Raw genomic sequence first — 18,060 nt, forward strand, 5'->3', positions numbered from 1 at the left:
GGATAATCCGCTTAATCGTGCACTGATTGTTGCTTCAATACGAACGACAGATCACGCCCGGAAGGCGTTGGCCGGATCGTAGCGGGAGGGCAGGGCGAACAGGTCGGCGGTGGTGCCGGCGCCGTGGCGGCGGGCCTTGGACGGGCTGTCGTAGACCACCAGGAGGGCGGGCGGGGCGCCGTCGCGGCGGATGCAGGCGATGCCCTCCGCATGGTCGTCGCCCTTGCCGTAGGGCAGGTTCAGCAGAGGAACCAGCCGGTCGCGCGGGATGACGGTCTCGTGGGTGACGGACAGGGCGTCGGTCCAGCGCCACACGGCGACGGGGCCGTCGAGGTCCATGGTCGGCCCGGCCAGGATCACCAGATCCTCCCCGTCGAAGGACAGTTCGCGGATGCCCAGCCCGTCGAGATCGACGAAATGCTTGCGGTACTTCTCGCCGTTCGTCCCGATGGGGCGCAGCCTCAGGCGCTCCTCGACGTCCGGGTGGTCCTCCACCGCCAGTTCCAGGATGCAGGCCCAGCCGCGCAGCACCGGGCCGCGCAGCCCCAGCCAGACCCGGTCGCCGTGGGCGGCCAGCCCTTCCACGTCGAAGCCGTTCTCCTTGGCGGGAATCGCGACGAAGCGGGCCAGATGCTCGTCCTCCGCCAGGGCCTTGGTCAGCGCGTTGCCGCCCTCGCGGAATTTCAGGCAACCGGCCGCGCGCTTGCCGTCGCGGCGGACCGGCGTGAGGCGCCCGTCCGCCTCGCCGACCAGCGGGATGCGGCCGAGCAGGAAGCGGTTGGGGTCGCAGCGCACCTCCGTCAGCCGCTCCAGCGCCTTTTCGGTGCCGTTCTCCTCGCGCTCCGGCTTCTTGCGGGCCAGCGCGTGGGAGCCGGTGACCCACAGCCAGCCGCCGGCGATGGCCATGCCCTCGATGTCCGCCTCGTCCTTGCCCGGCTCGGTTTCCGGCAGTGCGAAGAACTCCGCCAGGGGAAAGACGGCGTCCTGGCGGTAGAGGGAGCCGCCGTCCTCGGCCATCAGGCGGACGACCCGCGCCCCCTCGTCCGAGGCCACGAACAGGGTGTCTCCCGCCCGCTCCGCCACCGACAGGTCCCCGGCGGTCTCGCCGCCGTCTCGGAAGACCAGACGGGCAGTGGCGATGGGGTTGGCGATCGGGCTGGCGATGTCGCTGGGCATGGCGGGCTCCTTGGCGAAAGCGGGACGTCCCTTAACGCCTCACTTCCAGATCGGGGTCCCGCTGCCCGGAAGACCGTAGGACGCCCATTTGCGCGACACCTCGTCCACCACGCCCTGGTCCATGCGGATCTTCTGGCCCCACTCGCGCTTGGTCTCCGGCGGCCACTTGTTGGTGGCGTCCAGCCCGACCTTGCCGCCCAGGCCGGATTCGGGGCTGGCGAAGTCCAGATAGTCGATGGGGGTGCCCTCGATCACGGTGATGTCGCGGGCGGGGTCCATGCGGGTGCTCATCGCCCACATCACGTCCTTCCAGTTCCGCGCGTCGATGTCGTCGTCCACGACGATCACCCATTTCGTGTACATGAACTGGCGCAGGAAGGACCACACGCCCATCATCACGCGCTTGGCGTGGCCGGGATAGGCCTTCTTCATGCTGACCACCGCGATCCGGTAGGAGCAGCCTTCCGGCGGCAGCCAGAAATCCACGATCTCCGGGAATTGCTGGATCAGCAGGGGGATGAAGACCTCGTTCAGCGCCTCGCCCAGCACCGACGGCTCGTCGGGCGGGCGGCCGGTGAAGGTGGAGAGGTAGATCGGGTTGCGCCGCATGGTCATCGCCGTGACGGTGAAGACCGGGAAGGGCTCGACCGAGTTGTAATAGCCGGTGTGGTCGCCGTAGGGGCCCTCGTCGGCGTATTCGTCCAGGCTGACATGGCCTTCCAGGATGATCTCGGCCTGGGCGGGCACCTTCAGCGGCACGGTCTTGCAGTCCACCAGCTCGACCTTCTTGCCGCGCAGCAGGCCGGCGAACTGGTATTCCGACAGCGTGTCCGGCACCGGCGTGACGGCGGCCAGGATGGTGCCGGGATCGGCGCCCAGGACGACCGCGCAGGGCAGCGGCTCGCGCTTGCCGCCCAATTTGTTCTGGTGGGCCTGCCAGCGGTGATGGTGCTGCGCGCCGCCGCGGTGCTTCAGCCAGCGCATGATCGTCTTGTTCTTCCCCAGCACCTGCATCCGGTAGATGCCGAGGTTGAAGTCGTCCTCGCGCTTGCCGGTCGGCCCCTTGGTGACGACCAGCGGCCATGTGATGAGGGGGGCCGGTTCGCCCGGCCAGCAGCTCTGCACCGGCAGGCGGCCGAGGTCGATCTGGTCGCCGGTCAGCACCACCTCCTGGCAGGGGGCGGAGCCGACGGTTTTCGGCTTCATCGACAGCACGGTCTTGGCGAGCGGGATCAGCTCCATGGCCTCGCGGAAGCCGCCCGGCGGCTCCGGCTGCTTCAGGAAGGCCAGCGTCTCGCCGACGCCGCGCAGCTCGTGCGGCTCGCGGTCCATGCCCCAGGCGACGCGCTCCACCGTGCCGAACAGGTTGACCAGCACCGGCATCTCCGAGCGGGTGCCGTCGGCCTTGATGACGTTCTCGAACAGCACCGCCGGGCCGCCTTCGGCGAGCAGGCGGGTCTGGATCTCGGTCATCTCCAGCGCCGTGGACACCGGCTCCCGGACCACCACCAGCCGCCCGGCCTTCTCCAGCCGGTCGATGAAGTCGCGCAACGAGGTGTAGGGCATGGTCAAAGGTCCGTTCGGATGCGTTGGGTTCGGATCAAGGGGGTGGGAGCGTTAGCATCGGCCTGGAGGCCGCCGCGTCAAGGGGGGATGGCCCACAGCCTCACGCGGGTTCCTTCACGCTGCGCAGGGTACGCTGCGCAGGGCGCGGCGGACGATGCGGCGGGTGGCGTCGGGGTCGGGGCTGTCCGTCTCCCAGCGGGCGCACAGCGCCTGCACCCAACCGGGCTGGCTCTTCGCCGCGTCGTTCAGCCAGTTGGCGACCGAATCCTGGACGTAGCGCGCACCATCCGCCCGCAGCGGGTCGAGCACCGGCAGGCCGCGCGCCGGATCGGTCTTCAGCACGCCGATGTGGCCGCACCAGACGCCGCGGGGGCGTGTGGCCTCGCTGGCGAAGCGGCGCAGCCGCTCCGACGGCTCGGCGGTCCAGGGGGCAAGGAGGGCCAGGGACTCGTCGATGGCGGCGGCGATGTGGGGGCGCAGGGCCAGCCACGCCCATTCGCGCACGCCGAAATGCGGGTCGTCGGCCAGCGGACGGACGCGCTCCAACCGTTCCGCCAATGTCAGGCCGGGGGCGGCCGCCAGCGCGTAGCAGGCCCAGCCGCGCACCGTGTCGGACGGGTGGGCGGCCAGCCGCTCCACGGCCGCCGGGTCGAGGCGCTCGACGACCGCGCTCCCCGCTGCGGCCATGCGCCGGGTCACGCCCTCCTTCGGATCGAAGGAAACGGCGCCCGCGGCCTCCGGAACGGCGGCGGCCAGCAGCACGGCGAAGTCGATGGCGAGCGATTCGGCCAGCGTGGCGGTCTCGCGCCGGCCGGCGTTCAGGTCGGCCAGCACCTCCGGCGGGATGTCGGCCATGCGGGTGGCGCCCTTGCGCGGCGCGGTCGTGGCGACGGTCATGGCTCAGGCCTCCGGCAGCAGGCGCCAGATCGTCGTTTCGCGCATCTCACGGTCCTCCAGCTCCAGGGAGGTCGGGACGCTGTACTGCGCGACCCGCTCGATTCCGCTGAGCGGAACGTAGGCGCGCCCCGGATCGCCCAGCAGGACGAGCGTGCCGGTTGCGGCGATTGCGCGCAGCCAGGCGGTCACCCGGTCGGCCATCGGCTTCTCGTAGCAGACGTCGCCCGCCAGGACGACGTCGATGCCGGGCAGGGGGCGGTCCACCAGATCGGCGCTGACCGCCTTCACCTCGACCCCGTTGGACTCGGCGTTCAGGGCGATGGCGGCCAGGGCGAAGCGGTCGATGTCGCAGGACTGCACGCGGGTCGCCCCGGCCATCATCGCGGCGATGCCGACCAGCCCGGTGCCGGCGGCGAAATCCAGCACCGACTTGCCCGCCACCAGCTCCGGCCGGTCGAGAACCAGCCGCGCCACCGCCTGACCGCCCGGCCAAGCAAAGGCCCAGTAGGGCGGCGGTACATTGGACTCTTTCAAAGAATCCTCCGTAGCTTCCCACAGCGGCGTGATTTCCGTCGCCAGATGCAGGGCGATCTCAGGCAGCAAAGGAGTCCGTGTCACCACCGTGTTGGAGCGGATGAAGTCGATTTGAGAAAAGTTGTTCATAACGGGACTCCCGGCGGGGGCTGCGCGGGCATGGATGATCTATCCACAACCGGTTTTGGTTACATAATTCAAACGGAGTAGACACACCTGCTGTCCCGTGTTACCCGTTCGAAAGGAGAAAAACAAAGGGCATGGGGCTGATATGCGGTCGAAAGGGATTGCACTCTGCGCATCGTTCGCGGCGTTCATCGCTCTCAGCCCGTTCACCATATCCCAAGCCAAGGCCCAGGACGGCGATTGCGTCCGCACGGTGCGCTCCATATCGGATTTCGACATCCGGGGCGATGCCTGGACGTGGTGGAACTCCGCCGCCAACCAGCAGTATGAGCGCGACCAGCGCCCGGCGCTCGGCTCCGTCCTCGTCTTCAAGCGGTCGCAGCGGCTGGGCCGCGGCCACGTCTCCCTGGTCAGCCACATCATCGACCGCCGCACCATCGAGGTCGATCACTCCTGGCTCGACGGCCGTGGCCTGCGCCGCAACATGCGCGTGGTCGACGTGTCGCCGCGCAACGACTGGTCGGCCGTCCGCGTCTGGCACGAGCCGTCGGACCAGCTCGGCCTGCGCGTCTACACCACCTACGGCTTCATCCTGCCCGACGGCGAGGAGGCGGACGTCCGTCAGGCCGATTCCCGCGGTGCCGGCATCGGCAGCACCTTCGCGGTCGCCCCGCAGGGCCGTTCCACGCCCAAGCCCGCCGCCGGGCCGCGCCTGATGGAAGCCTCCCTCAAGGGCCAGGCCATCGTCGTTCCGGGTCGCAAGCCGCAGGTGCTGACCGCGTCCCTCACCCTGTCCGGCAAGGGCACCGCCGCGAAGACGGCTCAGCCGGTGATGACGGTCGCCGTGTTGCCGGCCCGCAAGCCGACCCTGCCGGCCTCCCAGAAGGATGTCGTCACGGTGGCCTCGACCGAGGGCGTCCGCGCCGTCCTGCCGCCACGCAAGCCGGGCTCCACCGACAGCACCGTCGCCGAGCTGACGCGGTAAGGTCTCCCCCGCCTTAGATTTTCCCGGCCAGGAAGGCCGCCAGCACCAGCCAGCCGAACCAGCGGTTCGACTTGAACTTTTTCAGGCAGTCCGTCTGGTCGTCGGGGTTCCAGGTCGCCACCTGCCAGGAGAGCTGCAGCGCGGCCAGCGAGAGCAGCGGCAGGAACAGTCCGCCGAGCCCGGCCAGACGCCCGGCGATGCCGATCCCCACGAAGGTCAGCGTGTAGAAGCCGTAGATCCAGATCTTGCTCTGGTCGCCCAGCCGCAGGGCGGTGGACTTCACGCCGATTCGCGCGTCGTCCTCCTTGTCCTGGTGGGCGTAGATGGTGTCGTAGCCCAGCGTCCAGACGATCCCCGCGGCGTACAGCGCCAGCGCCGGCCATTCCAGATCGCCGCGCACCGCGGTCCAGCCCATCAGGGCGCCCCAGTTGAAGGTCAGCCCCAGGAAGGCCTGCGGCCACCAGGTGATGCGCTTCATCAGCGGGTAGGTGAAGACCAGCGCCAGCGACAGCACGCCCAGCCCGATGGTGAGCAGGTTGAACTGCACCAGCACCGCGAGACCGATCAGGAGCTGGAAGACCAGGAAGGCCAGCGCCTGTTTCACCGACACCTGCCCGGAGGGGATGGGGCGCGTCCGCGTGCGCTCCACCATCGCGTCGAAGTCGCGGTCGAGGATGTCGTTGACCGTGCAGCCGGCCCCGCGCATCACCACCGCGCCGACCGCGAACAGGGCCATCAGCCAGAGGTCGGGCAGCGGCCCCGATCCGGCCAGCGCGATGCTCCACCAGCCGGGAAACAGCAGCAGCCAGGTGCCGATGGGCCGGTCCAGCCGCGCCAGCCGCAGATAGGGACGAGTCGCCGCCGGGGCGAAGCGGTCGATCCAGTCGCCGCGCCGGATGTCGGTGAAATCGCCGGGAGCGGGGGAGGCGGGGCTGGTCATGGCGGACTCGGGAAAGGAAGTGAAGGAAACCGGGGGCAAGGTAGCGGCGGGGGTGGGTCCCCGCAAGGCTGGGCCGTTTCCGCCCCGGAGCGTTATCGCTATAGTCGGCGCCGCACACCGGAGACCTTGCGCCATGTCAGACCAACCGAAGACCCGCCTCTATGTGGACAGCCCCCTCGGCGAGGGGCAGGCGGTGGGGCTCGACCACGAGCGGGCGCATTTCCTGCGCCATGTCCTGCGGCTCGACAAGGGCGACATCGTGGCCGTCTTCAACGGGCAGGACGGTGAATGGCTGGCGGCCATCGACGGCTTCGGCAAGGGCTGGTGCTCGCTCACCGTGACGGTGCAGCGGCGTCTCCAGGCGGCCGGGCCGGACCTCTGGCTGCTGTTCGCCCCGATCAAGCGCGGGCGCATCGATTTCGTCGCGGAGAAGGCCAGCGAGCTGGGCGTGTCGCGCCTGTGGCCGGTCTTCACCCGCCGCACCGACCCCAACCGCGTCAACACCGACCGCCTGCGCGCCAACGCCATCGAGGCCGCCGAGCAGTCGGAGCGGCTGACCGTGCCGGAGATGGCCGACCCGCTGCCGCTGGACAAGGCGCTGGCCGGCTGGCCGGCCGAACGTACGCTGTACCTGTGCGCCGAGGCGGGGAACGTACGCCCCATCGCGGAGGCCGTCCGCGACCGTCCGCGCGGCCCCGCCGCCTTCCTGATCGGGCCGGAGGGCGGCTTTGCGCAGTCCGAACTTGACGAAATTTGCAAACTCCCCTTTGTTGTTCCCGTCGGTCTGGGGCCCCGCATTCTCCGGGCCGACACGGCGGTGGTCGCGGCGCTCGCCTGCTGGCAGGCCCTTGCGGGGGACTGGACGGCGGACGGGGGCGACACCCGACCGCCCTTCCGCGCGCCGGCCGACCCCACCGTCGGGGAGTAAGGGCCGCTCGACGCGCCGCTGTTCCGAGGCGGGCCGTTTGACCCTTTTGCCAGTTTAGACTTTTTGAAAGCGGGAGCTTCCATGTCCGCACCTCCGCAGACGCGTGGTGAACCGATCACCGACCGCCGCCAACTGGCGGCCTATCTGGAATCCGGCAGCAAACCCGCCGACCAGTGGCGCATCGGGACCGAACACGAGAAATTCGCCTACCGCGTCTCCGACCACCGACCGCTGCCCTACGAGGGGCCGGATGGGATCGGCGAACTGCTGACCCGCCTGCAGCGCTTCGGCTGGGACCCGGTGGAGGAAAAGGGCAACCTCATCGCCCTGACCCAGGGCATGGCGAACATCACGCTGGAGCCGGGCGGGCAGGTGGAACTGTCCGGCGCCCCGCTGGAGACCCTGCACCAGACCTGCGCCGAGGTGCACCGCCACCTCGATCAGGTGAAGGAGATCGGTGGCGAGCTGGGCATCGCCATGATGGGCCTCGGTTTCCAGCCGAAGTGGCGGCGCGACGAGATCCCCTGGATGCCCAAGGGCCGCTACAGGATCATGGGCGACTACATGCCCAAGCGCGGCAATCTCGGCCTGGACATGATGATGCGCACCTGCACCGTGCAGGTGAACCTGGACTTCGCGTCGGAAGCCGACATGGTGAAGAAGTTCCGGGTCAGCCTGGCGCTTCAGCCCATCGCCACGGCGCTGTTCGCCAACTCGCCCTTCACCGAGGGCAAGCCGAACGGCTTCCAGAGCTTCCGCAGCCACATCTGGACCGACACCGACCCCGACCGCACCGGCGACCTGCCCTTCGTGTTCGAGGACGGCTTCGGGTTCGAGCGGTACGTGGACTACCTGCTCGACGTGCCGATGTACTTCGTCTACCGCGACGGCACGTACATCGACGCCTCCGGCCAGTCCTTCCGCGACTTCATGCAGGGCCGCCTGCCGGCTCTGCCGGGCGAGGTCCCGCTGATCACCGACTGGGCCGACCACATGACCACCTCCTTCCCCGAGGTGCGTCTGAAGAAGTATTTGGAGATGCGCGGCGCCGACGGCGGCCCGTGGCGGCGCCTGTGCGCCCTGCCGGCGCTGTGGGTCGGGCTGCTCTACGACAGCCAGGCGCTCGACGCCGCCTGGGACCTCGTGAAGGGTTGGACGACGGAGGAGCGCGCCCACCTGCGCGCCGAGGTGCCGCGCCACGCCCTGCGCACCCCCTTCCGCGGCCGCACGGTGCGGGAGGTCGCGCTGGAGGTGCTGGAGATCGCCCGCGGCGGTCTGACTCGCCGCGCCCGCAACGACAACTGGGGCGACGACGAGGCGCATTTCCTGAACACGCTGCTCGACATCGCCGAGTCCGGCCAGACCCCCGCCGACGAGCTTCTGGCGAAGTTCAACGGTCCCTGGGGCGGCAGCGTCGACCCGGTGTTCAAGGAATACGCGTACTGAGAATGAAGCCCTCTCCCCTCTGGGGAGAGGGTTGGGTGAGGGGGCGTGAGGCCCGGTAGGGCGGAAGATACTCGTTGAACTTGGCGCGCCTCCGGCGCCCCCCTCATCCTAACCTTCTCCCCAGGGGGGAGAAGGGATAGGGCTAACCTACCTCTTCCAGGCGATGAGCCGCCGCGCCGCCTCGGCGATGGTTTCCTCCGAGCCGGCGAAGCTGAAGCGCACGAAGCGGAGGCCGCGGGCCGGGTCGAAGTCGACGCCGGGGGTGCAGGCGATGCCCGTCTCGGCCAGGATGCGCTTGCAGAAGGCCTCGCTGTCGTCGGTCATCTCCGTCACGTCGGCGTAGATGTAGAAGGCGCCGTCCGCCGGAGCCAGCTTGTCGAACCCGGCCTTCGGCAGTTCCCTCAGCAGCAGGTCGCGGTTGCGGGCGTAGCGGGCGACATGGCCGTCCAGCTCCTCGGTGCAGCTGAACGCCGCCACCGCGGCGGCCTGCGACAGGCTGGGGGCCGAGATGAACAGGTTCTGGGCGAGGCATTCGACCGAGCGGATCAGGTCGTCCGGCACGATCATCCAGCCCAGCCGCCAGCCGGTCATCGAGAAGTATTTGGAGAAGCTGTTCACCACCAGCGCGCTCTCGCTGACCTCGGCGGCGGTGACGGCCTCCGGCCCGTAGGTCAGGCCGTGGTAGATCTCGTCGGAGACGAGGCGCACGCCCTTGGCGTCGCACCAGTTGGCGAGCGCGGTCAGCTCCTCCCGGCTCAGCATCGTGCCGGTCGGGTTGGCCGGGCTGGCGACGATCAACCCCTGGATGGGCGGATCGAGCTGTTCCAGCAGTTCGATGGTCGGCTGGAACCGGTGCTCCGGCCCGGTCGGCAGCTCCACCGGCTCCACCCCGATCGCGGTCAGGGTGTGGCGGTAAGCCGGGTAGCTGGGCGAGGCCATGGCCACCCGGTCGCCCGGATCGAAGGCCGCCAGGAAGCCGAGCTGGAAGGCCCCGGACGAGCCGGTGGTGACCACCACGCGCCGCTCCGGCACCTCGATCCCGTAGCGGTCGCGGTACCAGCCGGCGATGGCCGCCCGCAGCGCCGGGATGCCCAGCGCTCCGGTGTAGCCCAGCACGTCGGCGTCGAGCATGCGGTGGGCGGCCTCCAGCACGCCCTTCGGCGCGCCGGTCGAGGGCTGCCCGACCTCCATGTGCAGGACCTCCAGGCCGGCGGCTTCCCGCTCGGCGGCGGCGCGCATCACTTCCATGACGAAGAAGGGCGGGATGGCGCCCCGTTTGGAGACTTTGGGTGCTTTGCTCATGATTCCAGACTTTTGTGCGTCAACGCTCGGTTTCGACCAGGATGCCCAGGGCGTGGGCGCGCGGGTCGGCGGCGACCTGGCATTCCTTCCAGCCGCTCTCCATCGAGGTCTGGCAGGTGACGAAGGTGGCGCGGCCCGGTCCGGCCGTGGCGCGGCTGACCCGGATGGCGGCGCCCGGTTCCTTGTCGAGCGCGGCGGGCAGGGCGGCGGTCAGCAGGGCGGCGGGAGCGGCGGCGGGGCCGTCGTTGCCGGCGGCGCTGGCCGCCCCGGCGAACTGGGTGCGTCCGACGATGGCGTTGGTCAGCAGGCCCGGCGCGCCGAAGCCGGCGCCGTCCACCCCGCGGGCGGCCAGCAGGCCGGTGCCCGGCACCATGCGGCCGGCCCCGAAGGGCGCCCCCATCGTGAAGGAGCAGGCGACCCCGTTCTCCTCATGGTCGATCACGACGAGGCCGGCGCCGGGCGCGGAAGCGCCGTTGCCGGTGGCGCCCAGCGCCTGGGCCACGCGGGCCGCGCGCTGGTCGGACGGCAGGTCGGCGGCGGCGTTCCAGGCGGCGGTCAGGGCGGCGCCGTTGCTGGTCTCGGGAAGCTGGGCGAAATGCATCGAGACGATGCCCAGCGGAATCGCCGCGGTGCCGGTCCAGCGCGGCTGGAAGCCGCGGACGGCCGCGGGGTCGATGGCGGCGGCCTGGGCCACGGCACCGCCCAGCGGCCCGCCATACATCGCGGCGATGCCGCTGCGGCGCACCTGCGACAGGGTGGCGGCCAGCTCCGGCTGGCTCAGCGGCGCGCCTTCGGCGAGCGGAGCGCCGGTCGGCAGGAAGACGCGGCGCGCCTCCGGATCGGCGGACAGGCGGGCGCCGGAGTCGGCGAGGTCGCGGGCCAGCGCCCGGCTGACCGGGGTGGAGCGGGCGAGCTGCTCCGCCGGGACCACGGCCTGCTCCCAGCGCATCGCCCCCGTGGCGGCCTGGAGCGCGTAGACGCCGCGCAGGAAGCCGGGCAGGGCGGCCCCGCCGGTACCGGTGGATCGGGGCAGGAAGTCGAGCGTGCGGGTTTCCTTCTTCGCGGCGTCGAACACCACGCAGACGCCGCCGCCGGTCATCCCGACGCGCGACGGCAGGGTGACGGCCATCGCCATCGCCATGGCGGCGGCGGCGTCGCCGGCCTTGCCGCCCTGGGCGATGATGTCGCGCCCGATCTCCGCCGCGCGCGGCTCGTCGGCCGCGACGAAGCTCTGGGCGGGGGCGCCCGTGCGGTATTTCGTGTTGACGCAACCGCCGACGAGCGATGCGGCTATGGCAATCGCGCCCAACCCTTGCCAGATTCGGCGGGTGGAATGGGGCGCCCGGACCGGCATCTTGACCGGCTGCCCGGTGCCCCGGTGTGCGGAGGAAGAAACGGTGCGCAAGCCCAGCAGGCTGGTTTCGGTCATCGCCATGTTTGCCGTGATGGTTCTGTCGTGGTCGCCGCCCGCGGGCGCGCAGCGGCGCCAGGAGATGCAATTCCTGAGCGACGCCGAGACGGAACATATCATCCGCGACATGGCGCGGCCAATCTTCCAGGCCGCCGGCATCGATCCGGACGCCGTGAACATCGTCCTGGTCAACGACAACACCATGAACGCCTTCGTCGCGGGCGGGCAGAACATCTTCCTGCACACCGGCCTGCTGCTGGGGCTGGAGGACGCCGGGCAGCTCATCGGCGTGATCGCCCACGAAACCGGCCACATCGCCGGCGGCCATCTGGTCCGCGGGTCGGAGGCGATGGAGAACGCCTTCCTGTCCTCGCTGATCGGCATGGGCATCGGCATCGTCGGCGGCATCGCCGCGGGCAACGCCGGGGCCGGTGCTGCGGGCGTCATGCTGGGCCAGCATCTGGCGGAGCGCAATTTCCTGTCCTTCTCGCGCAGCCAGGAATCCTCGGCCGATCAGGCGGGCCTGTCCTACATGGAGCAGTCCGGCATCTCGGCGGAGGGGCTGGTCACCTTCCTGGAGAAGCTGGGCGCCGCCGACGATCCGCTGCTGGTGGACCGCGACGCCGGCTACCGCCGCACCCACCCGCTGACCCGCGAGCGCATCGAGACGGTGCGCAACTTCGTGGAGCGGTCGCGCGTCGGCAAGAAGCCGGTTCCCACGCAATGGAACGAGGAGTTCCGGCGCATCCAGGCCAAGCTCTACGCCTACCTCGACCCCAACGGGGCGCTGCGCCGCTACAAGGCGGACGACCCGTCCTTCGTGGCGCGCTACGGCCGGGCCTACGCCTATTTCCGGCGCGGCGAGGTCCGGCAGGCCCTGCCGCTGGTCGACGGGCTGATCGCCCAGGAGCCGAAGAACGCCTTCCTCTACGAGATGAAGGGTGACCTGATGCTGCAGAACGGTCGGGCGGTGGACGCCGCCGCCCCCTACCGCAAGGCGATCGAGCTGGAGCCGGACGCCGGCAGCATCCGCGTCTCGCTGGCCCACTCCCTGATGGAACAGAACGACAGCCGGCTGGCCGACGAGGCGCTGCGCAACCTTCAGGTCGCCTCCAAGACGCAGGCCCAATCCGCCTTCCTGTGGCGGCTGATGGCCCAGGCCTGGAGCATGAAGGGCAACGCCGGCATGGTCGCCTACGCCACCGCCGAGGAGGCCTTCGCCCGCGGCGACAAGCCGATGGCCCGCTTCCAGGCGGAGCGGGCGGAGAAGCTGCTGCCCGCCGGCTCCCCCGGCTGGCTGCGCGCCCAGGACATCCGCGGGCAGGCGGGCGGCAAGTGAGGCTCCCCCCTTCGGGCGGCGCACAGCCGTCTTGCCTGACCCCGCCATCCCGGTCCACAGTACCGCCCCGACTCGCATCTCTTCGATCCGCTTCGGCCAAACGCCACACGAGAGAGTTCGTCATGACCCGCTTCCGCCCCGCCGCCCTGGCGCTCGCCGCCGCGCTGGCCCTTCCGACGGGGCTGCTGGCCCCCGCCCTCCAGGCGCAGAGCCCGATGGACGACGCGCAGCGCAAGGCCGTCGAGGAGGTCGTGCGCGACTACATCCTGAAGAACCCGGAGATCATCCTGGAGGCCGTGGACTCGCTCCAGAAGCGCCAGAAGATGGCCGAGGAGCAGAAGGCCAAGGCGGCGCTGGCCGACAACAAGGCGGCGCTGTTCCAGAACCCCGCCGATCCGGTCGCCGGCAACCCCAAGGGCGACGTGACGGTGGTCGAGTTCTTCGATTACCAGTGCGGCTACTGCAAGGCCGTGCAGGCCGACACCGAGCGCCTGATCAAGGACGACGGCAAGCTGCGCTTCGTCTTCAAGGAGTTCCCGATCCTCAGCCCGGCCTCGCTGACCGCGGCCAAGGCGGCGCTGGCGTCGCGCGGACAGGGCAAGTATCTGGAATTCCACAACGCCCTGATGGCCCACCGCGGCCAGCTCGACGACGACGTGATCCAGCGGCTGGCCAAGTCGGTCGGGCTGGACACCGACAAGCTGAAGAAGGACATGAACAGCCCCGAGGTGCTGAAGGTCATCGCCGCCAACCAGGCGCTGGCCGAGGAGCTGGGCATCCGCGGCACCCCGGCCTTCGTCATCGGCGACGAGCTGGTTCCCGGCGCCATCAAGCTGGACCAGATGAAGGACCTCGTTGCCGCGGCCCGCAAGGGTTGAGGGCGGGACGGGAATTGACGATGACCAAGCCAACCACCGTCGTCTTCGACATCGGCCAGGTGCTCATCGAATGGGACCCGCGGCATCTCTACCGCGAGCTGTTCGACGGGTACGAGGACCTGATGGAGGACTTCCTCGACACCGTCTGCAGCCCCGCCTGGAATCTGGAGCAGGACCGCGGCCGTCCTTGGGACGAGGCGGTCGCCGTCCTGGCCGCCGAGTTCCCCGACTGCCGCGAGCTGATCCGCGCCTATCACGAGCGGTGGGAGGAGATGGTGCCCGGCCCCATGGCCGGGACCCCGGACATCCTGATGGAGTTGAAGGAGCGCGGGACGCCGCTCTACTCCATCACCAACTTCTCGTCGGAGAAGTTCGCGCTGACCCGCAGGCGCTTCGATTTCCTGAACGTCTTCGACGGGATCATCGTGTCCGGCGACGAAAGGCTGGTGAAGCCGGACCCGGCGATCTTCCGGCTCCTGCTCGACCGCTACGGCCTGCAGGCGGCGGACTGCTGTTTCATCGACGACAGCCCGGCCAACGTCGAGGCCGCCCGCGCCATCGGCATGACGGCGCACCGTTTCTCCGGCGCCGCCAGCCTGCGCGCCGAACTGGAGGAGCTGGGGCTTCTGTAGCCCCAGCCTTCCTTACGCCGCGTCGCCCGGATAGCGGATGGCGACGACCTCGATCTGCTCCAGCCCGGCGGGGGTGCGCAGGTCCACCACGTCGCCCTCCTGCGCCTTCAGCAGGGCGCGCGCGATCGGCGAAATCCAGCTCACATGGGCGCGGTCCATGTCGACCTCGTCGGCGCCGACGATGGTGACGGTGTTCTCCGTCCCGTCTTCCCGCGCGTAGGTGACGGTGGCGCCGAAGAACACGCGGTCGCGGTTCTTCTGGAGCGTGGGATCGACCACCTCCGCCGACTCCAGGCGCTTGGTCAGGAAGCGGATGCGCCGGTCGATCTCGCGCAGGCGCTTCTTGCCGTAGATGTAGTCGCCGTTCTCCGAGCGGTCGCCGTTGCCGGCGGCCCAGGACACCACCTCGACCACCTTCGGGCGCTCGACGCGCAGCAGCGAGCGCAGCTCCTCCTGCATGCGCTGGAAGCCTTCGGGCGTCATGTAGTTCTTCACGCCCTTGGGCAAGGGCTTGGGATCGTCGGCCTCGTCGTCGTCGCCGGCGGAATCGTTCTCCCGGGTGAAGGCCTTGCTCATGGTCGGGACCCTTCGCGGTTCGCAGGAAAAGGAAAAGGCGCCGCGAGGCGCCTTTTCCAGTCTTTACGGCGATGAAGCGCGCGTTCAGCGGCTCCACCAGCCCCGGCGCGGCTTGGCCTCCGGAGCGGAGTCCGCGCTGGCGGGCTCGGACTCCGGCGGTGCGACCGAAGCCTCGGGGGCCTCGGTGACGGCCGGAGCGGGAGCCGCTTCGGCGGGAGCGTCCGCCGCGGTCTTGCGCTTGCGGGCCGGGCGCTTCTTCGGCTCCTCGGCGACCGGGGCCGCGACCGGGGCCGGAGCGGGCGCCGCCTCGGCGGGGGCGTCCGCCGCGGTCTTGCGCTTGCGGGACGGGCGCTTCTTCGCCTCCTCGGCGACCGGGGCCGCAACCGGGGCCGCAACCGGGGCCGCGACGGGCGCCGGCGCGGGAGCGGCCTCGACAGCCTCGGCCTTCGCCTTGCGGCTGCGCGACGGCTTGGCCGGCGCCTGGGCGGCGACCTCTTCCGGAGCCTTGGCCGCAACGGCCTTGGCGGAAGCCTTCGGGGCGGCCTTGGCGCCCTTCGCGGCGCGCTTCGGCTTGGCGGGGGCCGCTTCCGGCTCCGCCGTCACCGCTTGGGCCGTCACCGCCTCGGCGGCCGTCGCCTTGGCGCGGCCACGGCGCGGCTTGCGGGCCGGAGCCTCCTCGGCGGCGGGCTCCGCGGCCGGAACCTCCACAGCGGTGTCCGCCGCGGATTCCGGAGCGGCCTCGGCCGCCGCCGCGCTGGTCAGGACCCAGTCGAACTCGACCGGTTCCATGTCCGCCGGCAGCTCCGGCGGGTTGACGGCGCGACCGGCCTCGACGGCGGTCGGGAAGGACTCGGCTTCCGCCTCGCCCTCGGTGCCGTCTTCCGATTCGGCGGCGGGCAGACCCTCGCCGGCCTCCAGGCCCTCGCGCTGGCGGGACCGCCGGCGGCCACCGCGCTTGCCGCGGCGGCGCTTCTTGCGCTCGCCATTGGCGTCACCGTTGCCGTCGCCGTTCGTCTCGAAGGCGTCGGCGCCGTCTTCCGCCTCGGAGGCGGCCAGATCGGCATCCTCGTCCTCGTCGTCCTCGATGTGGGCGGGGCCGACATCGACGTCGTTGATGACGAACTCCGGCGCTTCGATCTGGGCGCGCTCGATCGCTTCCTCGTCGATCGCCGTCTCGTCGGCGTCGGCGGCCTCGGCTTCGACCTCGTCGCCCTCGGTCGCCTCGTCGGACGCGTCGGCGGATTCGCCGAATGGCGCGCGGCCATCCTCGCGGTCACGCCCGCGGCCACGGCGGCGGCGGCGGCGGCGGCGGCGGTCGCCCTCGCTCTCCCCGGCGGCGTCGGCGCGTTCCGCGACCTCGGCCCCGGCGGCCCCGGCGGCCTCGGCGGCCTCGACGACGGGCGCCTCCTCCTCGGCCTCCTCGGCCTCGGCGGCCAGGATGCGGTCGGTCTCGGCCAGGACGCGCTCGGCGCTGACCAGCGGCACGTCGTCCTCCGGCGTGCGGGCCTTGACGCGCTCAAGCCGCAGATCCGGCGCGATCAGCGTGTCGTCGGCCTGGACCATGACGCGGAACCGGTAGCGGTCCTCGATCTTGGCCAGCTCGCCGCGCTTCTGGTTGAGGATGTAGAGCGCGATGCGGGTCGGCACGAAGACAGTGATCTCCGACGACCGCTTGCGGATGCCCTCCTCCTCGATGGCGCGCAGAACGTGCAGCGAGGCGGACTCCACCGAGCGGATGACGCCGGTGCCGGAGCAGTGCGGGCAACGCTCGAAGTTGGTTTCCAGCAGCGACGGGCGCAGGCGCTGGCGCGACAGCTCCAGCAGGCCGAAGGCGGAGATGCGGCCGAGCTGGATGCGCGCCCGGTCGTTCTTCATCGCCTCCTTCAGGCGGCGCTCCACCGCGGCGTTGTTGCGGGGCTCCTCCATGTCGATGAAATCGATCACGATGAGGCCCGCGAGGTCGCGCAGGCGGAGCTGGCGCGCCACCTCGTCGGCGGCTTCGAGGTTGGTCTTGTAGGCCGTTTCCTCGATGTTGCGCTCGCGCGTCGACTTGCCCGAGTTGACGTCGATGGAAACCAGCGCCTCGGTCGGGTTGATGACGATGTAGCCGCCGGAGCGGAGCTGCACCACCGGGCTGTGGATCGCGTCGATCTGCGTTTCCACCTGATAGCGGTGGAACAGCGGGATCGTGTCGTCCTGGTACTGCATGACGCGCTTGGTGTGGCTCGGCATCATCATGCGCATGAAGTCGCGCGCGGTGTTGAAGCCGGCGCTGCCCTCGACCCAGATCTCGTCGATGTCGTCGGTGTAGAGATCGCGGATCGAGCGCTTGATGAGGTTCGCCTCCTCATAGATGAGGCAGGGCGCGGAGGACTTCAGCGTCTGGACGCGGATGTCGTCCCACAGGCGCAGCAGATATTCGAGGTCGCGCTTGATCTCCTGCTTGGAGCGTTCCAGCCCCGCGGTGCGCAGGATGACCGCCATGCCTTCCGGAATGTCGAGATCGGAGAGGATCTCCTTCAGGCGCTTGCGGTCGGCGGGGTTGGTGATCTTGCGGGAGATCCCGCCGCCGCGGCCCGTGTTGGGCATCAGCACGCAGTAGCGGCCCGGCAGCGACAGGTAGGTGGTCAGCGCCGCGCCCTTGTTGCCGCGCTCCTCCTTGGTCACCTGGACCAGCATGACCTGCCGGCGCTTGATGACCTCCTGGATCTTGTAGCTGCGCAGCGGGCGGGTGCGGCGGCGGTGGGCCTCCTCGACCTCGTCCCCGCCGATGACGTCGGGGCTTTCGGCCTGGGCGGCGCCGTCCGGCGCCTCATCCGACTCCGCGGACTCATCCGAACCGGCGTCCGTGGCGAAGGCCGGGACGTCGCCCTCGAACCCGTCGCCCTCGGCATCCGCGTAGGAGCCGGGCATCGGGGAGTTCTCCTCGACCACCACCTCCGGGCGGATCGGCTCGGCCATCACCGCGCCGTCGGCGGCGGCCTCGGCGCGGGCCTCGGCCTGCTCCTCAAGCCGGCGCTCCTCGGCCAGCAGGGCCTCGCGGTCGGCGATCGGGATGCGGTAGTAGTCGGGATGGATTTCCGAGAAGGCCAGGAAGCCGTGCCGGTTCCCGCCATATTCCACGAAGGCCGCCTGAAGCGACGGCTCGACCCGGGTCACCTTGGCAAGGTAGATGTTGCCCTTGAGTTGCTTCCGGGTGGCGATTTCGAAGTCGAGGTCTTCGAGTCTGTTCCCATTGACCACGGCAACCCGGGTTTCCTCCGGGTGCGTGGCGTCCACCAGCATGCGCTTGGCCATACAAGATCCCCATGACGCCCCAGGCCG

General features: G+C 70.3%; 15 protein-coding genes. 6 read left to right on the forward strand and 9 right to left on the reverse strand.

The genetic code is table 11. The features are described from left to right. Positions 1-51 precede the first annotated feature (51 nt). The 4 genes from TSH58p_RS14865 to TSH58p_RS14880 form a co-directional block, all read right to left on the reverse strand. Positions 52-1,176, reverse strand: coding sequence for a DUF3616 domain-containing protein (locus tag TSH58p_RS14865; RefSeq protein WP_109067788.1), 1,125 nt, complete (start codon positions 1,174-1,176; stop codon positions 52-54). A gap of 39 nt (positions 1,177-1,215) precedes the next feature. Next, positions 1,216-2,742, reverse strand: a complete 1,527-nt coding sequence (locus TSH58p_RS14870; RefSeq protein ID WP_109067814.1) for a UbiD family decarboxylase — start codon at positions 2,740-2,742, stop codon at positions 1,216-1,218. A 114-nt stretch (positions 2,743-2,856) separates the two neighbouring features. Next, positions 2,857-3,639, reverse strand: coding sequence for a DNA alkylation repair protein (locus TSH58p_RS14875; protein ID WP_109067787.1), 783 nt, complete (start codon positions 3,637-3,639; stop codon positions 2,857-2,859). Positions 3,640-3,642: 3 nt separating this feature from the next. Beyond that, the gene (locus tag TSH58p_RS14880) at positions 3,643-4,302 is read right to left on the reverse strand and encodes a methyltransferase (protein ID WP_109067786.1); all 660 of its coding nucleotides are present in this window, start codon (positions 4,300-4,302) and stop codon (positions 3,643-3,645) included. Between the two features lie 250 nt (positions 4,303-4,552). On the opposite strand from TSH58p_RS14880, the gene TSH58p_RS14885 reads away from it, so the two are divergent. Beyond that, the gene (locus tag TSH58p_RS14885; RefSeq protein ID WP_348981716.1) at positions 4,553-5,284 is read left to right on the forward strand and encodes a CHAP domain-containing protein; all 732 of its coding nucleotides are present in this window, start codon (positions 4,553-4,555) and stop codon (positions 5,282-5,284) included. Between the two features lie 13 nt (positions 5,285-5,297). Here TSH58p_RS14885 and ubiA read toward each other — a convergent pair whose 3' ends face one another. After that, complete coding sequence (gene ubiA / locus TSH58p_RS14890; RefSeq protein ID WP_109067784.1) at positions 5,298-6,224, reverse strand: 4-hydroxybenzoate octaprenyltransferase; 927 nt, start codon at positions 6,222-6,224, stop codon at positions 5,298-5,300. Positions 6,225-6,357: 133 nt separating this feature from the next. Between ubiA and TSH58p_RS14895 the strand changes: the two genes are divergently transcribed. Then, positions 6,358-7,152 carry a 16S rRNA (uracil(1498)-N(3))-methyltransferase gene (locus TSH58p_RS14895; RefSeq protein ID WP_109067783.1) on the forward strand — a complete coding sequence of 265 codons (795 nt, stop codon included), beginning with the start codon at positions 6,358-6,360 and terminating at the stop codon, positions 7,150-7,152. An 81-nt stretch (positions 7,153-7,233) separates the two neighbouring features. Next, a complete protein-coding gene (locus tag TSH58p_RS14900) occupies positions 7,234-8,598 on the forward strand; it encodes a glutamate--cysteine ligase (RefSeq protein WP_109067782.1) in 1,365 nt (454 codons plus the stop codon). 147 nt (positions 8,599-8,745) lie between these two features. Here TSH58p_RS14900 and TSH58p_RS14905 read toward each other — a convergent pair whose 3' ends face one another. Then, entirely contained in the window at positions 8,746-9,900 is a 1,155-nt protein-coding gene (locus TSH58p_RS14905) for a pyridoxal phosphate-dependent aminotransferase (protein ID WP_109067781.1), read from the reverse strand. Between the two features lie 19 nt (positions 9,901-9,919). Beyond that, a complete protein-coding gene (locus tag TSH58p_RS14910; RefSeq protein WP_247873798.1) occupies positions 9,920-11,329 on the reverse strand; it encodes a gamma-glutamyltransferase in 1,410 nt (469 codons plus the stop codon). Here TSH58p_RS14910 and TSH58p_RS14915 point away from each other — a divergent pair. From TSH58p_RS14915 to TSH58p_RS14925, 3 genes are all read left to right on the forward strand, one after another. Continuing rightward, on the forward strand, positions 11,298-12,650 hold the full coding sequence (locus TSH58p_RS14915; protein WP_247873797.1) for a M48 family metalloprotease: 1,353 nt from the start codon (positions 11,298-11,300) through the stop codon (positions 12,648-12,650). The two genes, TSH58p_RS14910 and TSH58p_RS14915, sit on opposite strands and share 32 nt — an antisense overlap. A 122-nt stretch (positions 12,651-12,772) precedes the next feature. Further along, complete coding sequence (locus tag TSH58p_RS14920) at positions 12,773-13,528, forward strand: DsbA family protein (RefSeq protein WP_109067780.1); 756 nt, start codon at positions 12,773-12,775, stop codon at positions 13,526-13,528. Positions 13,529-13,548: 20 nt separating this feature from the next. Next, positions 13,549-14,160 (forward strand): HAD family phosphatase, encoded by a 612-nt coding sequence (locus TSH58p_RS14925; RefSeq protein WP_109067779.1) that lies wholly within the window; start codon positions 13,549-13,551, stop codon positions 14,158-14,160. Positions 14,161-14,172: 12 nt separating this feature from the next. On the opposite strand, the gene greB is transcribed toward TSH58p_RS14925, so the two are convergent. Together greB and TSH58p_RS14935 are read right to left on the reverse strand one after the other, a co-directional pair. Then, complete coding sequence (gene greB, locus TSH58p_RS14930; protein ID WP_109067778.1) at positions 14,173-14,736, reverse strand: transcription elongation factor GreB; 564 nt, start codon at positions 14,734-14,736, stop codon at positions 14,173-14,175. Positions 14,737-14,820: 84 nt separating this feature from the next. After that, positions 14,821-18,033: a ribonuclease E/G gene (locus TSH58p_RS14935; protein WP_109067777.1), complete on the reverse strand. Its 3,213-nt coding sequence runs from the start codon at positions 18,031-18,033 to the stop codon at positions 14,821-14,823. Positions 18,034-18,060: the final 27 nt, after the last annotated feature.

It is taken from the genome of Azospirillum sp. TSH58 (genome assembly GCF_003119115.1).
Taxonomy (GTDB): domain Bacteria; phylum Pseudomonadota; class Alphaproteobacteria; order Azospirillales; family Azospirillaceae; genus Azospirillum.